This window comes from Pasteurella oralis (assembly GCF_042681465.1).
Classification (GTDB): domain Bacteria; phylum Pseudomonadota; class Gammaproteobacteria; order Enterobacterales; family Pasteurellaceae; genus Pasteurella; species Pasteurella oralis.
The window spans coordinates 263,230-284,613 of the sequence record NZ_JBHUFP010000004.1; the positions used below are offsets into that span (position 1 = coordinate 263,230).

The following is a 21,384-nucleotide window of genomic DNA, read 5'->3' on the forward strand; positions in this document are numbered from 1 at the left end:
TACGGCATCATTATCATCTTTTAGCGAAATTGTGGATGGCAAGAGAATAAGCTTGGGGCAAGCTTATGGACATTTTAAACCAAGGACATCTGCTTGTTATGATTTTATGGAAAATTCACATTATACAATAGAGTTAATTAATGATACACCATTGCCACAATATCAAGGTGTTGAAACATTCTTTAGTATTAGACATATATACAATAAATAATCTTGAAAACTAAGGAGACAAAGTATGTCAGAAAATAAATATACTATAACTTTTAAAACTGCTATAAGAGGTCACAAGTATATCAATCATAAAGGAAAATTAGAAAGTTCGGCTTTAGGACATATGTGGTATGAATTGAAGAAAAATAATCAAGAGTCTTTAAGTTTTGGCTTTCAACCTAAAGATGATCCAGATGATAAGACTGATGATTTACGTTGGTTCCGTGGACCTGGAGAAATTAAGACAGATGATGAGACTAAATATCAAGAGTATCTTCCTCCCATTACTATTCAAATTAATCAGCAGCAATATGAGAAGTTAATAAATTTTGGTGAAGGCAATGGGGCAATAGCAGCTGGCTTTGATCCTGCTATTTATGATGGTAAAAATCACAATTGCGTTACTTATGTTTTTCGTGCGTTATATCTAATTGGATATAACCCAAATAATATATCTATGAGTTTCCAACTTCCAGCAGTTGCATTTGGTAAATTAAGCCTTTTATTGGCACAGGGGCGTGCTGTAGAAGTTAATGGAAATATATTATCACCTCTTTATCCTCTACCTAATGTTACACATGACACACAAAGTATTAACATATTCCCAACACAAGATTATGAAATTACTGGTTATGATAGTAGCTCTGATGAAATTAGAGGGGGGGAAGGAAAAGATCATCTCATAGGCAAAAGTGGCGATGATATTTTAGATGGTGGTAAAGGAAACGATATATTAGACGGAGGTGATGGTTTTGATGTCTATTATGCAGGTAAAGGCGATACGATTATTGATTCTGATGGACAAGGGAAAGTCTTGTTAAATAATAAAGTGTTAAGAGGAGGGGAAAGAAATAGTAAAAAAGATCCAGAGGGGGTTTATCGAAGCGATGATGGTACAGTTTATAATTGGACTGGTGGTGATTTGACAGTAGAAGGTGTGACGATTCGCAATTTTAAGGACGGCGACTTGGGGATTCAGTTGAAAATCAAGAATGATAAAAAACCTGATGTTGTTGAAGCTTTCCGTAAGGGAGATTTTGTGACCGCTTCGCCGTTGATTATTGATATGAATGGAGATGGTGTAAAAACGCTAGCGAAAGATAAACATAATGTGTATTTCGATTTAGATAATAATGGCTTTGCGCAGAGTACTGGTTGGGCTAGTCAAGATGATGCACTTTTAGTGCTCGATCGTAATCAAAATAATATGATTGATAATGGCTCTGAACTCTTTGGGAATTATACGCCATTAAAAAATGGAGAAAACGCCACAAATGGCTTCCATGCATTAGCAGAATTTGATGAAAATCAAGATGGTATTTTAGATAAAAATGATGCTATTTGGACACAATTAAAATTATGGAAAGACTTAAATAGTAATGGTGTTTCTGAGGCTAATGAACTAATAAATTTATCTGAGTCTGAATTAGAGTCAATTGATTTGGCGTATAAAAATAATAGATATTATGATTCTGGCAATAATTATCATGGTCAAATATCGAAAGTAACTTGGAAAGATAAAACACAAACTGACATTATTGATATTTGGTTTCATAATGATCCAAGTGATGCACGTGCATTACCAATTAATTCTGCTATTTCTGAAGAGATTGCATTATTACCTAATATTGCTAGCTTTGGTAATATGTATAGTTTACATATGGCAATGGCTTTAAAGCCTTCCTTAGTAGAAAAAGTCAAATCTTATATTCAGGCCTCGCCAGAAGATAAAGAATCTTTGTTAGATAGTCTTATTTATAGCTGGGCTGATATTCAGACAATACCAGGTTTACGTGGTTTCATGGATGGTCAGAAATTAGATGTTATTGTAAAGTTAGGTGCGCTTGATAGCTTGACTAAAGCGACTTATGCTGCAGGACCAGAAGCAGCAAAAGTGTTAGAAAAAGAATATCAGAAGTTTCGGCAATATGTTGCAGCTCATATTGAAGCACAAACTACTTATAAATCTATTTTTGATTCGGTTAAATTACGTTATGACTCAACATATCAAAAGGCAGTATATGATTGGACTCAATTTAGCCTTTACATGACTAAATTGAAAGAAGAAGGCAAACATACAGAATTTGAAACCTTAAATAAAATTGCAACGAATTTAGGCACTTATTCAACCGATTTAAACTATAACTACATTGATCGAGTCACATCTGAGGAGGGTAATGAGGGGATAATCGGAACGAAAGGTAATGATACGTTAGTTGGCTCGTCTATTAATGATGAATTCTATGCGGGAACAGGCAATGATACGATTATTCTAAATCAAGATTGGGGACAAGATATTGTTAGATTATATTGGAAAGGTATTGGTAGCGATATTGATTCTGTTTATTTTAATAATGTTTCGCCAGATGATTTGATTGTTAAAATTGTTGATACTGATATGATTATTAGCCATGTGAATGGAAAGGATCGGCTTACTATTGAACAGCAATTTAAGGCTGGTTATAGCACAACTATCGAGAAAATTTTGTTTAGTAATGGTACTGTTTGGGATGTTGACCAAATGAAAGCCGAAGCATTGAAAGGCAGTGCCGGCGCAGACGAAATAGATGGTATAAGTAATAACGATATTATTCGCGCTGGTGAGGGTGATGACATTATTAGAGGTGCTGGTCAATTATATGGCGAAGGCGGCAATGATAAAATATTTATTGTAAATCAGTATTCACCATATTCTGATGAGAAAATTACAGGTAGCTTATTATCTGGAGGTGCTGGAGATGATGTATTAGATGCTGGGGATGGGGGATATTTTTATATTGATACCTCAGATGATTTGGATTCGTTTGACCGAAAAACGATATTTTCAACGAATACATTAGATGGTGGCACGGGTAATGACATTTTGTATGGCTCATATAATAATGAAATATATCATTTTGATGTGAACTTTGGACAGGATCATATCTATGAATGCCGTCAAGGAAAAGCTTACAGTAATGTATTAGATTCCTATGATGTTATTCGTTTTGGTGAGGGAATTGCTGTGTCAGATATCCAGTTTATTCGTGACAATAATCATCTTGTTTTAGCTCATCGAAACAATGTTGATCGAATTACAGTGCATAATTATTTTATTGATTGGACACCGCATTATAAAATCAATGAAGTGACATTTGCTGATGGTACTACATTAGATAGAGAACAAATTGAGGCAAAAGTAATACGTTATGGCTCTGAGAATGGAGATAAGTTATTCGGCACAAATAGCGCAGAAACGATCAATGGTAAAGGTGGGAATGATTACATTGATGGTAAAGGTGGGAATGACCTTTTAGTTGGTGGTTCGGGTGATGATACCTTAGTCGGCGGGATTGGTAATGATATTTTATTAGGTGGTGCTGGTAAAGATAGCTATTTGTATTATGCCGGTCATGGAATAGATGTTGTTAAAACTAATGGGGGAGGAGATGTTTTATTTTTTCAAAATATTAAGCGTTCTCGTTTAAGTTTTCACCGTAATGGAAATGATTTAATTGCATTAGTTGATAAAAATATTAATCAGCAAGTAAGAGTGTTAAATCATTTTGTTGATAGTCAAAGTGCGTTAAGTGCAATTGGTTGCGCAGACGGTTATTTCAATACTGCAACTATTGCTAACAAGTTAACGGTATTGCCACAAATTGAAAGTCAAGTGAATGTACAAGCACAGCAACTTGTTGATAATCTTATACAGACTATAGCAAGTTTTGAAGGACAACATGGGGAGGGTATTTCTCCGACAGGAAGTATTAATCCATCGCTTCATACTTTATTAGCCGTGAATGCTGCTGCATAAGAAAAGAGTAAGTAAGAGAGTTGGTTATTACCAACTCTTTTTTATTGCATATAATTTAGCAAAAAGGTGAAAGTGCGGTTGGTTTTTTAAGAATTTTGACCTTAATCACAGAATTGAAATTTTTAACCCGATGTAAATTGTGGTTTTTCGAGACTTATGTTAATTAATTTCTTGAACAAAAAATAATAAATTAATTTCAATTTAGGTCTTAACATGTCTATACAAATTCCTCCTGATTTAGCGCTTTCTGCACTAGTAGTATTAGCCAGTTTTCATCGTATTTCTGCCAATCCTCATCAACTGAAACATCAATTTGATATTTATGGTACAGGTTTAAGCAAAGAGAATTGGTTACTTGCAGCAAAAAGTTTAGGTCTGAAAGTAAAAAGTATCAAAAAAGAACCTCATCGTTTACCTTTTTTATCATTGCCTATCATGGTTTGGCGTGATGATGGCAAGCATTTTATTTTAGCGCGTATCGATCAAGAGCATGGGCGCTATTTGATTCATGATTTGGAAACAGAAAGTCCAGTAGTATTAAATGAACAAGAATTTAGGGAACGATATCAAGGTGAAGTCATTGTGGTTGCTTCTCGTGCTTCTGTATTAGGGAATTTAGCGAAATTTGATTTCACTTGGTTTATTCCAGCCATTGTGAAATACCGCAAAATCATTGTTGAAGTATTAGTGGTGTCTATTGTGTTACAACTTTTTGCGCTCATTACACCGCTCTTTTTTCAAGTTGTGATGGATAAAGTCTTAGTACATCGAGGATTTAGCACATTGAATGTCATTGCGATTGCATTAGCTGTAGTGGTGATTTTTGAAGTTGTACTTGGCGGCATTCGTACTTATGTATTTGCTCACACAACTAGCCGTATTGATGTGGAGTTAGGCGCTAAGTTATTTCGCCATTTATTAACCTTACCGATTTCTTATTTTGAAAATCGTAGAGTGGGAGATACGGTTGCTCGCGTGCGTGAATTAGAGCAAATTAGGAATTTTTTAACGGGTCAAGCATTAACTTCAATCTTAGATTTATTGTTCTCTTTCATCTTTATTGCGGTGATGTGGTATTACAGCTTTTGGTTAACGCTGGTTGTATTGATTTCTTTACCTTGTTATGCCATTTGGTCCGCTACAATTAGCCCAATGTTACGTCATCGCTTAAATGAAAAGTTCGCGCGTAATGCGGATAATCAATCTTTCCTAGTTGAATCTGTCAGTGCGATGAACACCATTAAATCAATGGCAGTTAGTCCACAGATGACAGAACATTGGGATAAACAGTTAGCGGGTTATGTGCACGCAGGGTTTAAGGTCACAAAATTAGCGACAATTGGGCAACAGGGAGTGCAACTGATTCAAAAATTAGTGATGGTCATCAATTTATGGTTAGGCGCACATTTAGTTATCAGTGGAGATTTAACTATAGGTCAATTAATTGCTTTTAACATGTTAGCAGGTCAAGTTGCGGCACCGGTGATCCGTTTAGCACAACTCTGGCAAGATTTTCAACAAGTCGGTATTTCAGTCAGTCGTTTGGGCGATATTTTAAATACGCCAACAGAAAACCCGACGAACCGATTAACACCACCTGAAATCAAAGGTGATATTAAGTTCCAAGATGTGTCTTTCCGTTATCGTCCAAATGGTAACGAGATCCTTAGTCATTTATCACTATATATTAAAGCTGGTGAAGTGATTGGGATTGTTGGTCGTTCTGGATCGGGTAAAAGTACCTTAACTAAGTTGATCCAACGTTTATATGTTCCTTCAGATGGTAAAGTATTAATTGATGGTCATGATGTCACATTGCTTGATCCTGCATGGTTACGCCGCCAGATTGGCGTTGTGTTGCAAGACAATATTCTACTTAACCGTTCAATTCGAGATAACATTGCGTTAAGTGAGCCTGCTATGCCGATGGAACGTGTTATACAAGCGGCAAAATTAGCTGGGGCAGATGGTTGTATTGCTGAATTACCAGAAGGATATAACACTATTGTTGGTGAACATGGTGCCAGTTTATCAGGCGGACAACGTCAACGTATTGCCATTGCTCGAGCACTTGTTACCAATCCCAAAATCCTGATTTTTGATGAAGCAACAAGTGCCTTAGATTATGAATCAGAACATATTATTATGCAAAATATGAAGCATATTTGTCGGGGAAGAACGGTGATTATTATTGCGCATCGTCTTTCTACAGTACAACAAAGTGATCGTATTTTAGTATTAGATAAAGGACATTTAGTCGAACAAGGTAGCCATCAACAATTATTAGAGAAACATGGCTTGTACCATTATTTACATCAGTTACAGGCAAATTAGGGAGCATTGCAGATGAATTTATGCTGGCAAGGATTATGTGATTTGGCCAAGCGCTATTTAGGTATTTTTAAAGAAGTTTGGAAAGTACGTAAACAATTAGATACACCAGTACGTGAAGCTGATGAAAATGCGTTTCGTCCCGCACATTTAGAACTGATTGATACCCCTGTTTCTGCATTACCAAAATGGATTGCGCGTCTAATCATGCTCTTTTTATTGCTTGCTATCATGTGGGCATGGCTGGGGAAAGTCGATATTGTCGTTGTTGCACAAGGTGAAATTACGCCAAGTGGGCGCAGTAAAATTATTCAGCCAATTGAAACAGCCGTAGTAAAAAAAGTGTATGTCCGTAATGGTGAGGAAGTGAAAAAAGATCAGCTGCTCATGGAGCTTGTGGCATTAGGGGCAGAAGCGGATTATTCAAAATCAGAAGAGGCATTAAAAGCGGCTAAATTATCTCAATTGAGGCAACGTGCTTTGTTATATGCAATGGATACAGGCAATCAACCAATAATGGAAGAAGATGAACAAAGCCAATTGCTGTTTTCGAGTGAACATCCGTTATTTAAGCAAGAACAATTACTTGCGCATAGCCAATATATTGCTTGGAAAGCTCAGAAACAAAAATTGGAAGCGAGTATCGAACAACGTCAAGCAGAAATAAAAACCACAGAAATTGAAGTGGCAAAGCTACAAGAAATGCAAAAATATGGTAAAGAACTCAGGGATGGATTGAAAAATCTTTACAAAAAAGGGCATAGTTCAAAACAAGAGTACTATGCGCAAGAATACCAGTTTATTGAATTAGTCAATAATTTAAATGCACAGCGTAGCCGGCTAAATGAACTGACCGCCAGTTTAACTCAAGCAAATGAAGATTATCGCTACTATATTGAATCTTTTCGCCGTGATGTGCTTGAGCAGCTTCGTATGGCAAATGATAATGTGACTCAGTTTACTTTTGAAGTAGCGAAAGCGAAAGAGCGTCAACAATTTACTGAAATTCGTTCGCCGGTTGAAGGCACAATACAACAATTGCAAACCTATACGATTGGTGGTGTTGTGACCACCGCACAATCTTTAATGGTGATCGTACCAAAACAAGATTATTTAGAAGTGGAAGCGATGATTGGTAATAAAGACATTGGTTTTGTCAATGTGGGACAAGATGTGGTGATTAAAATAGAGGCGTTTCCTTACACACGTTATGGCTATCTAACAGGCAAAGTTAAAACAATCAGTTTTGATGCGATTGATCATGAACAACTCGGTCCTGTTTTTGCGACAACGATTTTAATTGATCAAAGTACTCTACTGATTGAAGGTAAAATGGTGGAATTAATGGCAGGTATGGTAGTTTCTGCTGAGATTAAAACAGGTAAACGTAGTGTATTAGATTACTTATTTAGCCCATTAAAGACCACACTAGATGAGAGTTTGCGAGAGCGGTAATAAAAGTGCGGTAGGTTTTAGAAAAGTTTTGAGTGAGATCACAGAATAGAAATAATAACTAGTAAAGCGTTGTGTTTTTTTATCTATATGATATTCAAAGGATAGAATATGGTTATTCTTAAATATTAAAGGAGAGAGTATGCATTATTTTTCTAAGAAATATCTTTGTTATATTTTGATTTTTTCCTTTATTATTTTGCCTCTTACTTGTTATCTTCTGTGGCTTAAAGACGTAAATGATGTTCGATGGTATCCATTTGATTTTTCAGCGTCAACGGAGAAAACGATTGTATACAAAACGACCTATCCTACTTGGCGTGAGAAATGTATCGAGATGGCAATAGAAATAAGGGAGCGTAAGGATATAGACTATTATGATGCATACTATAGCTATCCTAGAATCAGATATTCTGAATTTTTTGATATGACGATGGAGGATTTCAGAACAGCAATGCAAGATAAACCGAAGATGTTAATTCAGATTTATCAAGATGATATTTTAATGCGAGAATATCCTCTTTATTTTTTTTATAAACATGGGATAGGGCATATCGACGTAAATAATGAAGATTATTTTGTAAGTTTAGTTAAGAGTATATCTGAACCAGGGGTTAAAGCTTGTTATCATTTTTCGCCTTTTTCAACGTATAAAATTAAGTTCATTAACTTAGTTCCTATTTCAATAGCTAAAGATAGGAAGCATTTTCTAAGTATTAGACCGACTAGAGTAAGATAAATATTTCTTTAAATAGCATAATAGCTGTTAAATTACTTATGTAGTTTAAATAAGTATTCATTTTTTGTTTGATCTAGTATGTTGAAAAGATAAAAATTACTCTATTCTATATAATAATTAGTTAACTTAAGTGCCTAATTTATATTCATTTAACCAAAAAAGTAAAAGAATAGATGGGTATTCTGTAACAGTGAGTTACTGAGGAGTTCTTATTGACAAGATGGAGTACTAGCTTAAAAAGCAGAATATGTTGGGTATACTTCTTGCAATATTTGATAGACGTATTGTTATTACAAATAAAAAAGCCACTTTTTAAAAGTGGCTTTTTTTGAAATTCGTTGGCGGAACGGACGGGACTCGAACCCGCGACCCCCTGCGTGACAGGCAGGTATTCTAACCAGCTGAACTACCGCTCCGTAGTAGAATAAAATTGGCGGAATGGACGGGACTCGAACCCGCGACCCCCTGCGTGACAGGCAGGTATTCTAACCAGCTGAACTACCACTCCGCATAGGTGAGGCGTATATTAATGACGAACAGGGTTTTCGTCAACTTTTTTTTTCATATTTGCAGCTACTTGATTAATCAATGAACGATCTTTTTAGTGTATATTTTGTTCTTCAAGTCGTTTTTGCCATAAGCAATTTCCTTTACTTTTTTTATGCAATAGCTGAATGTAATCAAGGTGTGCTTGCAACTCATCTTCATTGGGTTGTAAGCATTTTAAATCTTGTGCAAAACTGACCGCACTTTGGATTTGTACTTGTTTTTGAACTGTAGCAACAATAGGCTCAGGTTCTGTATCATCAAATAAGCTGGTTTGCCCGCCTGTCATAGTCAGATAAACATCCGCTAAAATTTCCGCATCCAGTAATGCGCCGTGTAAGGTTCGTTTGCTGTTATCAATACCGAGTCGATCGCAAAGTGCATCTAAACTATTACGTTTCCCTGGATACATCTGGCGTGCCATTTGTAAAGTGTCTGTCACTAAACAAATATTGTCTGTGTTGATGTTTAAATTGAGCTTTTTAAATTCATAATCCATAAAACCAACGTCGAAGGGAGCATTGTGAATCAGCAATTCTGCACCCTGAATATAGTCAATGAATTGTTGCGCAATTTCATTGAAGCTAGGTTTATCTGCCAACATTTCATCTGTAATACCATGAACTTTGATTGCTTCTGGGTCGACTGGGCGATCAGGTTTGATGTAAATATGGAAGTTGTTACCAGTAAGGCGGCGGTTGATCATTTCGACAGCACCTATTTCAATGATGCAATGCCCTTCATAATGAGCACCAAATTGGTTCATACCAGTGGTTTCGGTATCTAGTACAATTTGGCGAGTTGGATTGATTGATACACTCATTTTCTTTTCTATATATTTAAATTAATTTCGGTTATGATCTTGGTTTAATTCTGAATTGTAACAAAGATTATGCAAAAACAAATTGAAATTTTTACTGATGGTTCTTGTTTAGGCAATCCCGGTGTTGGTGGGGTTGGGATATTGTTGCGTTATAAACAACATGAAAAACAGATCTCAAAAGGGTATTTGTTAACAACGAATAATCGAATGGAATTATTGGCTGTGATTGAAGCCTTAAACAGCTTAAAAGAGCCTTGTATCGTGACTTTACACAGTGATAGTCAATATATGAAGAATGGGATCACAAAATGGATTTTTAACTGGAAGAAAAATAATTGGAAGGCGAGTACGGGTAAACCAGTGAAAAACCAAGATTTGTGGATACAACTAGATCAAGCTATTCAGCCTCATACTATAAACTGGCAATGGGTGAAAGGGCATTCAGGACATGTTGAAAATGAAATTTGCGATCAGTTGGCAAAAGCTGGAGCAGAAAATCCGACTTTAGAAGATGTAGGTTATCAACCTGACTAAAACTTGATAAAAACTGACCGCACTTTTGTGGTTTAAGTCAGATCGTTTGTTAAGTTATAAGTGACCTCGTTAGCTGTAAGTATAAATGGGAGTGAGGAACGAAAGGCTGCTAACATGAGTTAAAGCCATTTAAGTTTCTAGCCAATTTATATTTATCACACTATTTTTTTTCTCTGCAAATAATTCTATTCTTATCTGCTCTACTGTTGGCTATTATCATTTTTAAAAATAATTCGATATTTGTGGAATTGATATACATAAATCTTTTATCGTATAAAATGCATACTTTTAAATGATTTTAAAACTAAGGAAAAAAATGAAAAAAAATCTTATCACAACATCTGTTTTACTTGCCTTACCAACTTTAGTGTCTGCTCAAACTGAGCAAACTCATACTGAGCTTCAACCAATCAATGTTTATTCTGCTTATGCTGTGCCAGTCATTCAAGATAAAACGGCTTCCTCAGTGACAGTGTTAACTGAAAAAGACTTTTCAGCACGTAATGCCACTTATGTGAGTGATGTCTTGAAAACAGTACCAAGCGTTGCTTTAGGTATAAGTGGTGGGCGTGGCACACTAACCAGTCTTTTTTTACGTGGTGCAAATTCAAACCAAACAGCGGTGATTATTGACGGTGTAAAAATGAAGCCTGCTTCCAACTTAGGTTTTGATTTTGGTGGTTTAAGTTTGAGCAATATTGAACGAATTGAAGTACTACGAGGGGAACAATCTGCGCTTTGGGGTAGTGATGCGATGGGCGGTGTCATTTATATCACGACAAAGAGTGGGCTTTATCAAGAGAAACCTTTTAATTTCGATTTTGATTTAGGTGTCGGTTCTCATGGGACATTTGATGTTTCAGCCACACTTTCTGGCTACAAACAAGGGTTTTATTACGCGTTACATGGTGATAATCATTACACCAAAGGTATTTCAGCATTAAGTGCTAATAAATTCTATTATACTTCCACAACAGGCACTGACTTTTCAACTGGTGGAGCTGTGGAAAAAGATAAGTTCCAACGCGATAATGGGTCTGTGCGTATAGGCTATGATGACAGTAATAAAGGTATTGAAGTATTAGCATCCCATTCCTCGCAAACAGCTCACTTTGATGAAACTTACGATCGTCCAGAAACCTTCTACGATGATCAGACTCGTACCCGTGAAACGCTATTTAAGTTGAGTGGTTATTTGGGCAATGATCAGGAATTATTAACGCATAAAGTGGCAGTGAGTCAGTTAAAAACGGATAGTGATACTTTTACAACGACGAATCTTTATGATCCGAATACTTATGCCAAAATAGCGACTGTTCCAAGTACAAGCGCTTATGATGCCAAAAAACTTGCAGCCAGTTATCAATTAGATGTGAATTTTGATCGTGAAGGGAAGACTACACAAGCGGTCAGTTTTTTAACCGAATATCAACACGCAAGCTATAACTCAAGTCATTATGCGAATGGTGAGAAAAAATTAATAGAGAAAAGTATTGCAGCTGAATATCGTTTATTTACTGAAACTGATCATAGTATCTCATTGAGTGGTCGTTTTACCGATAATGCACCCTATCAAAATGCATTTACTGGGCGAATTGCAGGGGCATATCGCTTATCACCAAATTTCCGTGCACATGCAAGTTTAGGCAGTGCGATTCAAAACCCGACCTTAATTGATTATTATGGTTATTTTGGCACTTATCGTGGTAATCCTGAGCTAAAACCCGCTAAAAGCTTAGGTGGCGATGTTGGTTTATTAATGGAAAATCACGATAAACGCCATAGTTTAGATATCACTTATTTTGCGCGTAACGTGAAAGATTTTATTGCAAGTAACCAAAGCTATACAGCATCAATTAATCTCGCTGGTACAACTAAAGTCAAGGGAGTTGAAGTCGTGTATAACGGCAAGTTAACGGATGTGTTAACGACTTATGCGAATTATACATTTACTCAAACGAAAGGGAGTAAAAATATCGAATTGCCTCGTCGTCCAAAGCACTTAGCGAATGCAGGTTTCACTTATCAAATGACACAAGCATTAAGCAGCGATTTGAGCGTTTCTTATGTAGGTAAACGTTTAGATACTTATCCTCAAGTAACTAAATTACCTTCTTATACGTTAGTCAATTTAGGTGTTAACTATCAGTTGACTGAAAACTTGACGATCTATGCAAACTTAAATAACGCTTTTGATAAAAAATATGAAAATATTCTTGGTTATGGGCAAGATGGTCGTAATGTCTATATTGGCTTAAAAGGTTCATTCTAATGTGATTGGGCGTGGCGACACGTCCTTTTATTATGCTCAAAATTCTGAAAATATCCACCGCACTTTTATTGACAATCAGCACCGCTCAAGCGGAACAATTTGTATCGCTTAATCTCTGTGCCGATCGCTTGTTGATCGAACTAGCTCGCCCTGGACAAATTGTGGCGATGTCAAACTATTCTGCTAATCCGTTGATGATGTTGGATAAACTCAACAATGATAAACCACAAATTGAGCCAACTTTAATTAACCTATTGCCTTACTTAGATAAAACCTTACTTATTAATGAACAGTTTTATCCACAATTAGTAGAAAAATTACTCGTTTTAGGGGTAAAAGTAGAAAATATCAGCAATCCACAATCACTCGAGCAATTATTTGAGTTAATTTTACATCTCGGCAAACTAACCGATAATCAACCCAAAGCTGAACAATGGGTGGAAACGCTTAAATTGCAAAATTTCCGCTTAGACTTACCGTTTGCAAACACTTTGATCCTATCAGATACAGGGATTGTCGAAAGTCAGTTACAACCTTACCGTACATTGCTGGATTTGCTGGGCTTATCGTCGCTAAAAACAGTTTTAACTCAACAAAATTTTTCCCTAGAGAAGCTGTTACTTAGTCAACCAAAGGTACTTATTCGCCTAACGGATAAACGGGGTTACAATGAACAAGCGGAACTGCTTAATCATCCAATTTTACAAAAAATCTTCCAAGATCGACCGTTTGCAACCATTCCATTAAAATACAGCTATTGTTTTGATCATGGACTGTGGCAAGGGGCAGAGAAGATTTATCAGCAAATAAAACCCGTTGAGGGAATGAGAAATTGAGCCAGCGACGACTTATCAACATTTGAAATTAATTTAATGAAATAAACTACTAAAAATGATGCAACCTAGAACCTTAAATCTTATTTTATTTCTGTCGCTGATTGCCTTGATTGTCTTTGCCTGTAGCTATCAACTCAGTCAATTTAGCGCACTTGCTAACGCTGAAGGTATGTTGACAGATATGCGATCCCTTGTACTATCTGATATTCGCTTGCCACGCATTTTGTTGGCGGTTCTTACTGGTGCAAGCCTTGCTTTAGCGGGCAATGTGATGCAGGGAATTTTTCAAAATCCATTAGCCAGCCCGGGATTATTAGGCAGTGCCAATGGGGCAACTACTGCTAGCGTGTTTATTCTGTACTATTTCTCTGCGCCTTTTACTGTATTACTATTCGGTGGCATTGTAGGGGCATTATTGAGCTTTTTAATCGTTTATTTCATCGCCAGAAATTATGGTACTACAATGATGATTTTAAGTGGCGTGGCGGTGAATATGTTACTCGGCTCCGCCATCGCCTTGTTACTTTCCAACGCGCAAAGCCCTTGGGCATTAGCGGAACTTTATCGTTGGCTACAAGGCTCGCTGATGTGGGCAAAATTTGATATGTTATTGCTTTCGCTGCCGATTGTTTTTATTGGCATTTTCTGTATTTATAACCAACGGCGCTATGTTGATTTACTGACCTTCGGCGAAGAAACCGCTAGCACAATGGGCATCGATCCCAAACAGAGCTTTTTTATTACAACCTTTGGCGTCGCGTTACTGATAGGTGCAACGATTCCACAAACAGGGACTATTGGCTTTATTGGTTTAATCGCACCGCACTTTGCTCGTATGCTGCTTAAAAAAAGCCCGTCACAGCTTTATCTTACCAGTAGTCTAATCGGTGCTTTGCTATTACTAGTAGCAGATCTCAGCATTTTGTATATTCCATTCTTCTCACATATTTATATAGGCACCCTCACCGCACTTATTGGTGCCCCTGTGTTGATTTGGATTTTGCTTACACAACAGCGAAGAATTACGAATTAAAATAGAAGCTAGTCCTGTACCTGTCTATTATCTCTCAGATTTTCGGACTGATACAGGTCGCAACCCCTATGGAAATATGATGATAAAAGTAGAAAATTTAACCTTATCCTACGCTTTAAAAAACATTAGCTGCCACATTCCGCAAGGCAAATTAGTTGGAATTATGGGCGCAAACGGCGCAGGTAAATCGACTTTGCTTAAAGCTATAGCGGGAATTCTCCCCGCTACAAGCGGTCAGATCTGCTTAAAAAATTGCAAATTGAGTGAGCTCTCTCCTACAGAACGTAACCAGCAGATCGCTTACCTCGCCCAAAGCACTGCCATTCATTGGGATTTAAGCGTCTATGATGTCATCGCCCTCGGCTTGCCGCAGCTGTTGCCAGCGGACAAAGAGCAGCAAAAAGTGCGGTCAATTTCCGCCCAGTTTTCGATTGCCCACTTGCTCGATAAACCTTTCCAACAGCTTTCTGGCGGCGAAAAAACTCGCGTCCAACTCGCGCGCTGTGCGATTAAAAATGCCCCGATTTTGCTTGCCGATGAACCCATTGCGGCACTCGATCCTTATTACCAAATCGACATTATGGAGCAACTCAAGTCTCTAACACCTGAAAAAACTTGTGTGGTGGTGATTCATCATCTCTCTCTCGCCTATCGTTTCTGTGATGAGGTGATTTTATTGAAAGACGGCAATGTGATCGCAGCTGGGGAAACTCAAGCGGTGCTGACCGAGGAAAATCTTGCCGAGGCGTTTGGCATTCGTGCGGAAGTGGATTGGGCAAGAAAAGAGATTTGTGGTATTGAAAAGCTACCACAAATCTAAAACAAACTCTGCTGCCCCTCCAAAAACTCTGGCTTAGCTTTTACCTCAAAGCCATACTCCGCCAAATAGCCTTTGAGCGTGTCGATATTGTAGAACGAATGGCTGTTGGTGGTGTTTTGGAAATAGAGATAGAGCCTGTCGAATTCCGCTCGGCGTTGGTGGAGCAGGCGAGCTAAGCCTTGCAATTCAGTTTCGGAGTAGCAGTAATCGTGGCGTTCTGCTGCCGATTGGGCTTTGTGCCAGTGCGGATTGCGACCATGTAGGCGCAGGTAAGCGGTGCGTTGGTTGGGGTAAAATTGAAAGGCGGGCAGCCCGATATTTTGCGGATAATCCACGTTGCACCAAATCAGATTTTCTTTGCCACGAAAATAGTCCAACACCGACTGCGTATGCCAACTTGGGTGGCGAAATTCAATCGCAAGCGGGCAGTCGGCAAACCACGACACCAATTCGGCAAGATAGTAGCGGTTGGCGTGAGTGCGTTCAAAACTGGACGGAAACTGCACAAACAAATTCGCCAAGCAATTTGCCTCCACCAACACTTGCAACGCCTGCAAAAAAGCGACCGCTTGCGCGCGCGTGGCGGTGCGTTTATGGCTAAAATCCCGATGTAATTTCACCGAAAACTTGAGCCGCCCCTGCGCCTTTTCCACCATTCCCTGCAATGCCTTCGCCCCAATCAGCGCGTGAAAAGTGCTGTTAATCTCAACCGTATCATAGTGCTGACTGTAAATGGACAGAAATTCGGTTTTGTCCGTGCCGAAAGGGTACAGCGTACCGATTAAATCAGTGTCGCTGTAACCGCCTGTGCCGAGGAGGATTTGGGGTGTTTGCATTCTATGTTGTTGTAAGTTATAAACTTGCTAAGTCTAATGAAAATTTACTAAAAGGCAAGTCGTTAAAAAGTATCATGAATCGCTCATCAAATTCTTGATTGTAATTAATGTAGAAAGAAAGGATAATTACTAACTTATATCTTATAAATATAGCCTTATGTATGAGTAAAAGAACTTTTTATGCTCTCTTATCTAGAGGGCTCCCAAATGACGTAGCACATTCATTATCTTCAAACTTTACATTATCCGAACTTCAAACTAAAGATATATCTGAACTAAAGAGTTTTGGATTATCTGATTCACAAGTAGATCGTATAACTAAAACATCTCGGCCTCCTATTCCTTTAAGAACATTAAATCAGGTTCTTATAAAGTCGAAACATTGTTGTGTCATATGTAGAAATATGAATAACCCGATTATAATTCATCATATTCAATCATGGGCTGTTTCAAGAGACCATTCTGAAAAGAATTTAGTTGTATTATGTTTGAATTGTCACTCAAAAGTTCATTCTAGAAATGAAATTGCAAGAAATATAACACCTTCTGAATTGATTAAATTTAAAGAATCGTGGGAAGAACAATGTTTAATAGAAGATACAACCTATCTTTTTTCTCTTACTCAGAAAAGCTGTTCAAGATGGGATTGGTTTAATACTACTAGAATCCGCGAGCTTGTTACTAATAATCCTAAGTATATTAATACGGAATCTAAAATTTTTCAGCAACTTTCTAAAAAGGAAATGATTGATGATGATAATTTTTTAAATATGGGGAAAATGCAAGAATTAGCAAAACCATCTCACTTTACTGATTTTGGAGATGGCTCCTTAGTTGTTCAATATCTAAACTCTATAGTTTATAATATAATAAATGATATGCGTTTTTTTGATGTGACACCATTTCTAGTCAGAAGAAGTAATATTCTAAAAAATGTAATTCGCATAGGGCAAAATATAGCTTTTCAGGGGAGATTCTATTTTAAAGATAGCGATGCTGGGAAAAGAGAAGGATACTATAAAAAGAAAGGGGTTAGAATAAAATTTATTTATGATCCCTACTATTGTGCAAGCTGCTCATCAAAATACGATTCAATGGCTGGAAATACATCTCTTACTGTCTTTGGTCGTGTAATTGATATAACTAAAGATGAAGATGATGTAGTTCATATATCTCTTTCTTGCTTAGTTGCTGGAAGTCACTGTGAATTACATAAAGATAGAGCTTACTATATTCCTGAAAGTGAAATAGATGATCTAACAGATATAGAGGATATATTTTAGTAAACCTCAATTAGGCGGTTGCTATAACTTAAATTTGCATAGCAACCGTTTTAGAGATTACTCGTTATGTAGAAATCTTACTTCATAGCCACTCCCAACCACTTAACCAGCTCTCTCTCATTCCACCCTTTCCTTTTCGCATAATCCACCGCTTGATCTTCATCAATCCGTCCTAGTGTGAAGTAGCTACTCGCAGGGTGGGAGAAGTACCAACCACAGACAGACGCAGCAGGCCACATTGCGTAGCTTTCGGTGAGTTTCATACCGATGCGTTGTTCCACTTCGAGCAAGTCCCAGATGATTTCTTTTTCGGTATGTTCTGGGCAGCTTGGGTAACCGGGGGCGGGGCGGATGCCGATGTATTTTTCGTCAATCAGATCTTGATTGTTGAAGCCCTCATTCGGTGAATATCCCCAAATTTTTAACCGCACTTGGTGGTGGAGGTATTCCGCCATTGCTTCGGCGAGACGGTCGCCGACCGCTTGCAGCAGGATTGCGTTATAGTCGTCGCCAGCGGCTTTGTAGCCCTCGACCAAATCGTGCTCTTCCGTGCCAGCGCACACGGCGAACATTCCGAGCCAGTCTTTTTGTCCGCTTTGTTTGTCGGCGATAAAGTCGCTCAGGCAGAGGTTGTACGGGCTTTTGCTGTTTTTGCTGCGTTCGCTCTGTTGGCGCAAGTGGTAGCAAGTGCCTGCCACTTCGCTGCGCGCCTCATCGCGGTAAACCACAATGTCATCGCCCACGCGTTCGGCAGGGAAGATGCCCAAAATGCCCGTTGGACTGAGCTTGCGGTTTTGTGTCAATTCGTCCAGCACGACTTGCGCATCGTTCCATACTTTGCGCGCTTCTTCGCCGCCTTCAGGGAAGTCGAAGGCGTCAGGGTAGCCGCCCATTAAGCCCCACACGCGGAAGAATGGCGACCAGTCGATATACTCGCACAATGTTTCAATTGGAACGTGCTTAAATTCGACAATCCCCGTTTGCTGCGGCTGTGGCACTTGGTAATCCGCCCATTCGCCAGCAAAAGCGTTGAAGCGGTTTTCGCGCGCCTGTTCGATTGGCAACTGTTTGCGCAGCGGCTTGCGGTTGGAGAACGATTGCTGAATTTGCTCGTACTCTTTTTTGGTGCGTTCCCACAGCTCCGCTTTGGTTTCAGGGTTCATCAACGCCGCGCAGACCGTTACCGCGCGCGAGGCGTTGGTGGTGTAGATCACTTCATATTTATATTTCGGGTAGAGCTTGATCGCGGTGTGTTCTTTGGAGGTGGTCGCACCGCCGATTAGCACAGGAATGTTCAAGCCCAAGCGGTTCATTTCGCCGAGGAAATATTCCATTTCATCCAGCGATGGTGTGATTAAGCCGCTCAAGCCGATGATGTCTGCTTTTTCGTTGATGGCGGTTTCGATGATTTTGTCCGCTGGTACCATGACGCCAAGGTCGATCACTTCAAAGTTGTTACATTGCAGCACCACGCTCACGATGTTTTTGCCGATGTCGTGTACGTCGCCTTTCACGGTGGCGATCACCACTTTACCGCTCGATGAGCCTTTCTGTTTTGTCGCATTGATAAACGGCTCAAGGTAAGCGACCGACTGCTTCATCACGCGCGCCGATTTCACCACTTGCGGCAGGAACATTTTGCCGTCGCCGAACAGGTCGCCGACCACGTCCATTCCTGCCATTAACGGCCCTTCGATCACTTCCAACGGTGAGCTGAATTGTTGGCGCGCTTCCTCTGTGTCTTCGATGATGTGGGCAGTAATGCCCTTGACTAGCGCGTGTTTGAGACGTTCTTCCACTGGCAAAAGTCGCCATTCTGCTACCGCACTTTCGTTGTCGCTACAAGCGGTCTGATCCCGCAATTTTTCTGCAAATTCAAGCAAACGGTCGGTAGCGTCCGCATTGCGATTCAGAACCGCGTCTTCCACCACTTCGCGCAGTTCAGGATCGAGATCGTCATAGATCGCCAACTGCCCTGCGTTCACAATCCCCATATCCATTCCCTGCTTGATCGCGTGGTAGAGAAACACGGCGTGAATCGCCTCGCGCATTGGGTTGTTGCCGCGGAAGGAGAACGACACATTCGACACACCGCCCGAAATTTTGGCGTGCGGCAGGCTGTGTTTAATCCGTCCTGTGGCGTTGATGAAGTCCACGCCGTAGTTGTTGTGTTCTTCGATCCCCGTACCAATCGCGAAAATGTTCGGGTCGAAAATAATGTCTTCCGGTGGGAAGCCCACTTGCCCCACTAAGATGTTGTAAGCGCGGGTACAAATTTCCACTTTTCGATCTTCGGTGTCCGCTTGCCCCACTTCATCGAACGCCATCACGACCACCGCCGCGCCGTAGCGGCGCACGAGCTTGGCTTGACGGATAAAGTTTTCCTCGCCCTCTTTGAGTGAGATCGAGTTCACAATCCCTTTGCCTTGAATGGATTGCAAACCTGCCTCAATCACTTCCCATTTGGAGGAGTCAATCATCACGGGCACTTTCGCCGCATCGGGTTCGGTCGCCATAATGTTGAGGAAGCGCGTCATACATTTTTTGGAGTCGAGCAGGGCTTCGTCCATATTCACGTCAATCACTTGCGCGCCGTTTTCCACCTGATCGATGGCGATTTCAATCGCTTCGCAAAATTTTTCTTCTTTGATTAGCCGTTTGAATTTCGCTGATCCTGTCACATTGTTACGTTCACCCACATTGACGAATAGGCTGTCATCATCAATAGTAAGTGGTTCCAGACCTGATAAGCGCATGGCAGTTTTGAGTTCGGGTAATTGGCGTGGTGCTATCCCCTCTATCGCTTCACTAAAAGCTTTAATATGTTCAGGCGTCGTACCGCAACAGCCACCGACGATGTTCAAGAAACCATTTTCCGCCCATTCTTTTATGTATGCAGCCATCTCCGTTGCGCCAAGATCGTAGCCGCCAAAGGCATTTGGCAAACCGGCATTAGGGTGGGCGGAAACGTAGCACTCACAGATTTTGGATAATTGTTCCATATATTGTCGCAGTTCTTTGGGTCCCAAGGCACAGTTTAAGCCAAAGCTGATTGGTTTAGCATGACGAAGAGAATTGTAGAATGCCTCGGTAGTTTGCCCTGACAATGTGCGACCAGATGCATCAGTAATTGTGCCAGAAATCATAACTGGTAGTTCGATATTTAATTCTTCAAATACTTGATCAATCGCAAAGGCAGCTGCTTTAGCATTGAGAGTATCAAAAATAGTTTCGATCATAATCAGATCTGCACCACCAGTAATGAGCCCTCTCGTTGCTTCGGCGTAAGCATCAACTAATTGCATAAACGTGACATTGCGAAAACCTGGGTCATTAACATCTGGCGAGATCGAGGCTGTACGGTTGGTCGGACCTAAAATTCCAGCAACGAAACGCGGTTTTTCTGGTGTAGAGTATTGATCTGCAATTTCACGAGCCAGTTTCGCGCTTTCAAAATTAAGCTCATAGGCAATTGATTCTAAGGCATAATCGGCTTGAGCAATGGTCGTTGAGCTAAAGGTATTGGTTTCAATGATATCTGCGCCAGCTTGTAAGTATTGTGCGTGAATTTCTCGGATGATTTCTGGTTTGGTTAAGCTCAATAGATCATTGTTGCCGCGTAAATCAATTGCGCTATTGGCAAAACGTTCGCCGCGAAAATCTTGTTCTGTGAGCTTATATTTTTGGATCATTGTACCCATCGCACCATCTAAGATTAGAATGCGTTGTGCAAGGGCGTTTTTAAGTAATACAGTTGTGTTTTTCAAAGTAATTGTGTCCATTTTCGAGTGTTTTATAAACTAAATGAATAATAAAAAGCCACTATAACACTGTCAAATTTTATCTTTATATTTTGTATCAATATGATATGAG

General features: G+C 39.4%; 14 protein-coding genes and 2 tRNA genes. 11 read left to right on the plus strand and 5 right to left on the minus strand.

The annotated features are described in order from the left end of the window. The 5 genes from ACFSAV_RS03020 to ACFSAV_RS03040 form a co-directional block, all read left to right on the plus strand. On the plus strand, positions 1-211 hold a 211-nt coding region (locus ACFSAV_RS03020; RefSeq protein ID WP_379096028.1), incomplete at its 5' end, for a hypothetical protein. A gap of 24 nt (positions 212-235) precedes the next feature. Further along, positions 236-4,006, plus strand: coding sequence for a calcium-binding protein (locus tag ACFSAV_RS03025; RefSeq protein ID WP_379096031.1), 3,771 nt, complete (start codon positions 236-238; stop codon positions 4,004-4,006). Between the two features lie 213 nt (positions 4,007-4,219). Then, positions 4,220-6,340: a type I secretion system permease/ATPase gene (locus ACFSAV_RS03030; RefSeq protein ID WP_379096034.1), complete on the plus strand. Its 2,121-nt coding sequence runs from the start codon at positions 4,220-4,222 to the stop codon at positions 6,338-6,340. Between the two features lie 12 nt (positions 6,341-6,352). Next, positions 6,353-7,792, plus strand: a complete 1,440-nt coding sequence (locus ACFSAV_RS03035) for an HlyD family type I secretion periplasmic adaptor subunit (protein WP_379096037.1) — start codon at positions 6,353-6,355, stop codon at positions 7,790-7,792. A gap of 139 nt (positions 7,793-7,931) precedes the next feature. Then, positions 7,932-8,528, plus strand: coding sequence for a hypothetical protein (locus tag ACFSAV_RS03040; protein ID WP_379096040.1), 597 nt, complete (start codon positions 7,932-7,934; stop codon positions 8,526-8,528). A gap of 339 nt (positions 8,529-8,867) precedes the next feature. On the opposite strand, the gene ACFSAV_RS03045 is transcribed toward ACFSAV_RS03040, so the two are convergent. From ACFSAV_RS03045 to dnaQ, 3 genes are all read right to left on the minus strand, one after another. After that, positions 8,868-8,944 (minus strand) — tRNA-Asp (locus ACFSAV_RS03045). Between the two features lie 15 nt (positions 8,945-8,959). Beyond that, positions 8,960-9,036: transfer RNA gene (locus tag ACFSAV_RS03050), tRNA-Asp, on the minus strand. A gap of 93 nt (positions 9,037-9,129) precedes the next feature. After that, on the minus strand, positions 9,130-9,897 hold the full coding sequence (gene dnaQ, locus ACFSAV_RS03055; protein WP_379096043.1) for a DNA polymerase III subunit epsilon: 768 nt from the start codon (positions 9,895-9,897) through the stop codon (positions 9,130-9,132). Between the two features lie 69 nt (positions 9,898-9,966). Between dnaQ and rnhA the strand changes: the two genes are divergently transcribed. The 5 genes from rnhA (at position 9,967) to ACFSAV_RS03080 (ending at position 15,392) form a co-directional block, all read left to right on the plus strand. Beyond that, positions 9,967-10,431 carry a ribonuclease HI gene (rnhA, locus tag ACFSAV_RS03060; protein WP_379096046.1) on the plus strand — a complete coding sequence of 155 codons (465 nt, stop codon included), beginning with the start codon at positions 9,967-9,969 and terminating at the stop codon, positions 10,429-10,431. A 316-nt stretch (positions 10,432-10,747) separates the two neighbouring features. Next, complete coding sequence (locus tag ACFSAV_RS03065) at positions 10,748-12,703, plus strand: TonB-dependent receptor plug domain-containing protein (RefSeq protein WP_379096049.1); 1,956 nt, start codon at positions 10,748-10,750, stop codon at positions 12,701-12,703. A gap of 32 nt (positions 12,704-12,735) precedes the next feature. Continuing rightward, a complete protein-coding gene (locus tag ACFSAV_RS03070) occupies positions 12,736-13,539 on the plus strand; it encodes a substrate-binding domain-containing protein (protein WP_379096458.1) in 804 nt (267 codons plus the stop codon). Between the two features lie 55 nt (positions 13,540-13,594). Next, a complete protein-coding gene (locus tag ACFSAV_RS03075) occupies positions 13,595-14,572 on the plus strand; it encodes a FecCD family ABC transporter permease (protein WP_379096052.1) in 978 nt (325 codons plus the stop codon). A 79-nt stretch (positions 14,573-14,651) separates the two neighbouring features. Continuing rightward, the gene (locus ACFSAV_RS03080) at positions 14,652-15,392 is read left to right on the plus strand and encodes an ABC transporter ATP-binding protein (protein ID WP_379096055.1); all 741 of its coding nucleotides are present in this window, start codon (positions 14,652-14,654) and stop codon (positions 15,390-15,392) included. Here the strand turns inward: ACFSAV_RS03080 and ACFSAV_RS03085 are convergent. After that, positions 15,389-16,228, minus strand: a complete 840-nt coding sequence (locus tag ACFSAV_RS03085) for a DUF72 domain-containing protein (protein WP_379096058.1) — start codon at positions 16,226-16,228, stop codon at positions 15,389-15,391. The two genes, ACFSAV_RS03080 and ACFSAV_RS03085, sit on opposite strands and share 4 nt — an antisense overlap. A 161-nt stretch (positions 16,229-16,389) precedes the next feature. Between ACFSAV_RS03085 and ACFSAV_RS03090 the strand changes: the two genes are divergently transcribed. Next, positions 16,390-17,511 carry an HNH endonuclease gene (locus tag ACFSAV_RS03090; RefSeq protein WP_379096061.1) on the plus strand — a complete coding sequence of 374 codons (1,122 nt, stop codon included), beginning with the start codon at positions 16,390-16,392 and terminating at the stop codon, positions 17,509-17,511. 77 nt (positions 17,512-17,588) lie between these two features. Here ACFSAV_RS03090 and metH read toward each other — a convergent pair whose 3' ends face one another. Then, positions 17,589-21,293, minus strand: a complete 3,705-nt coding sequence (gene metH / locus ACFSAV_RS03095) for a methionine synthase (RefSeq protein ID WP_379096064.1) — start codon at positions 21,291-21,293, stop codon at positions 17,589-17,591. Positions 21,294-21,384: the final 91 nt, after the last annotated feature.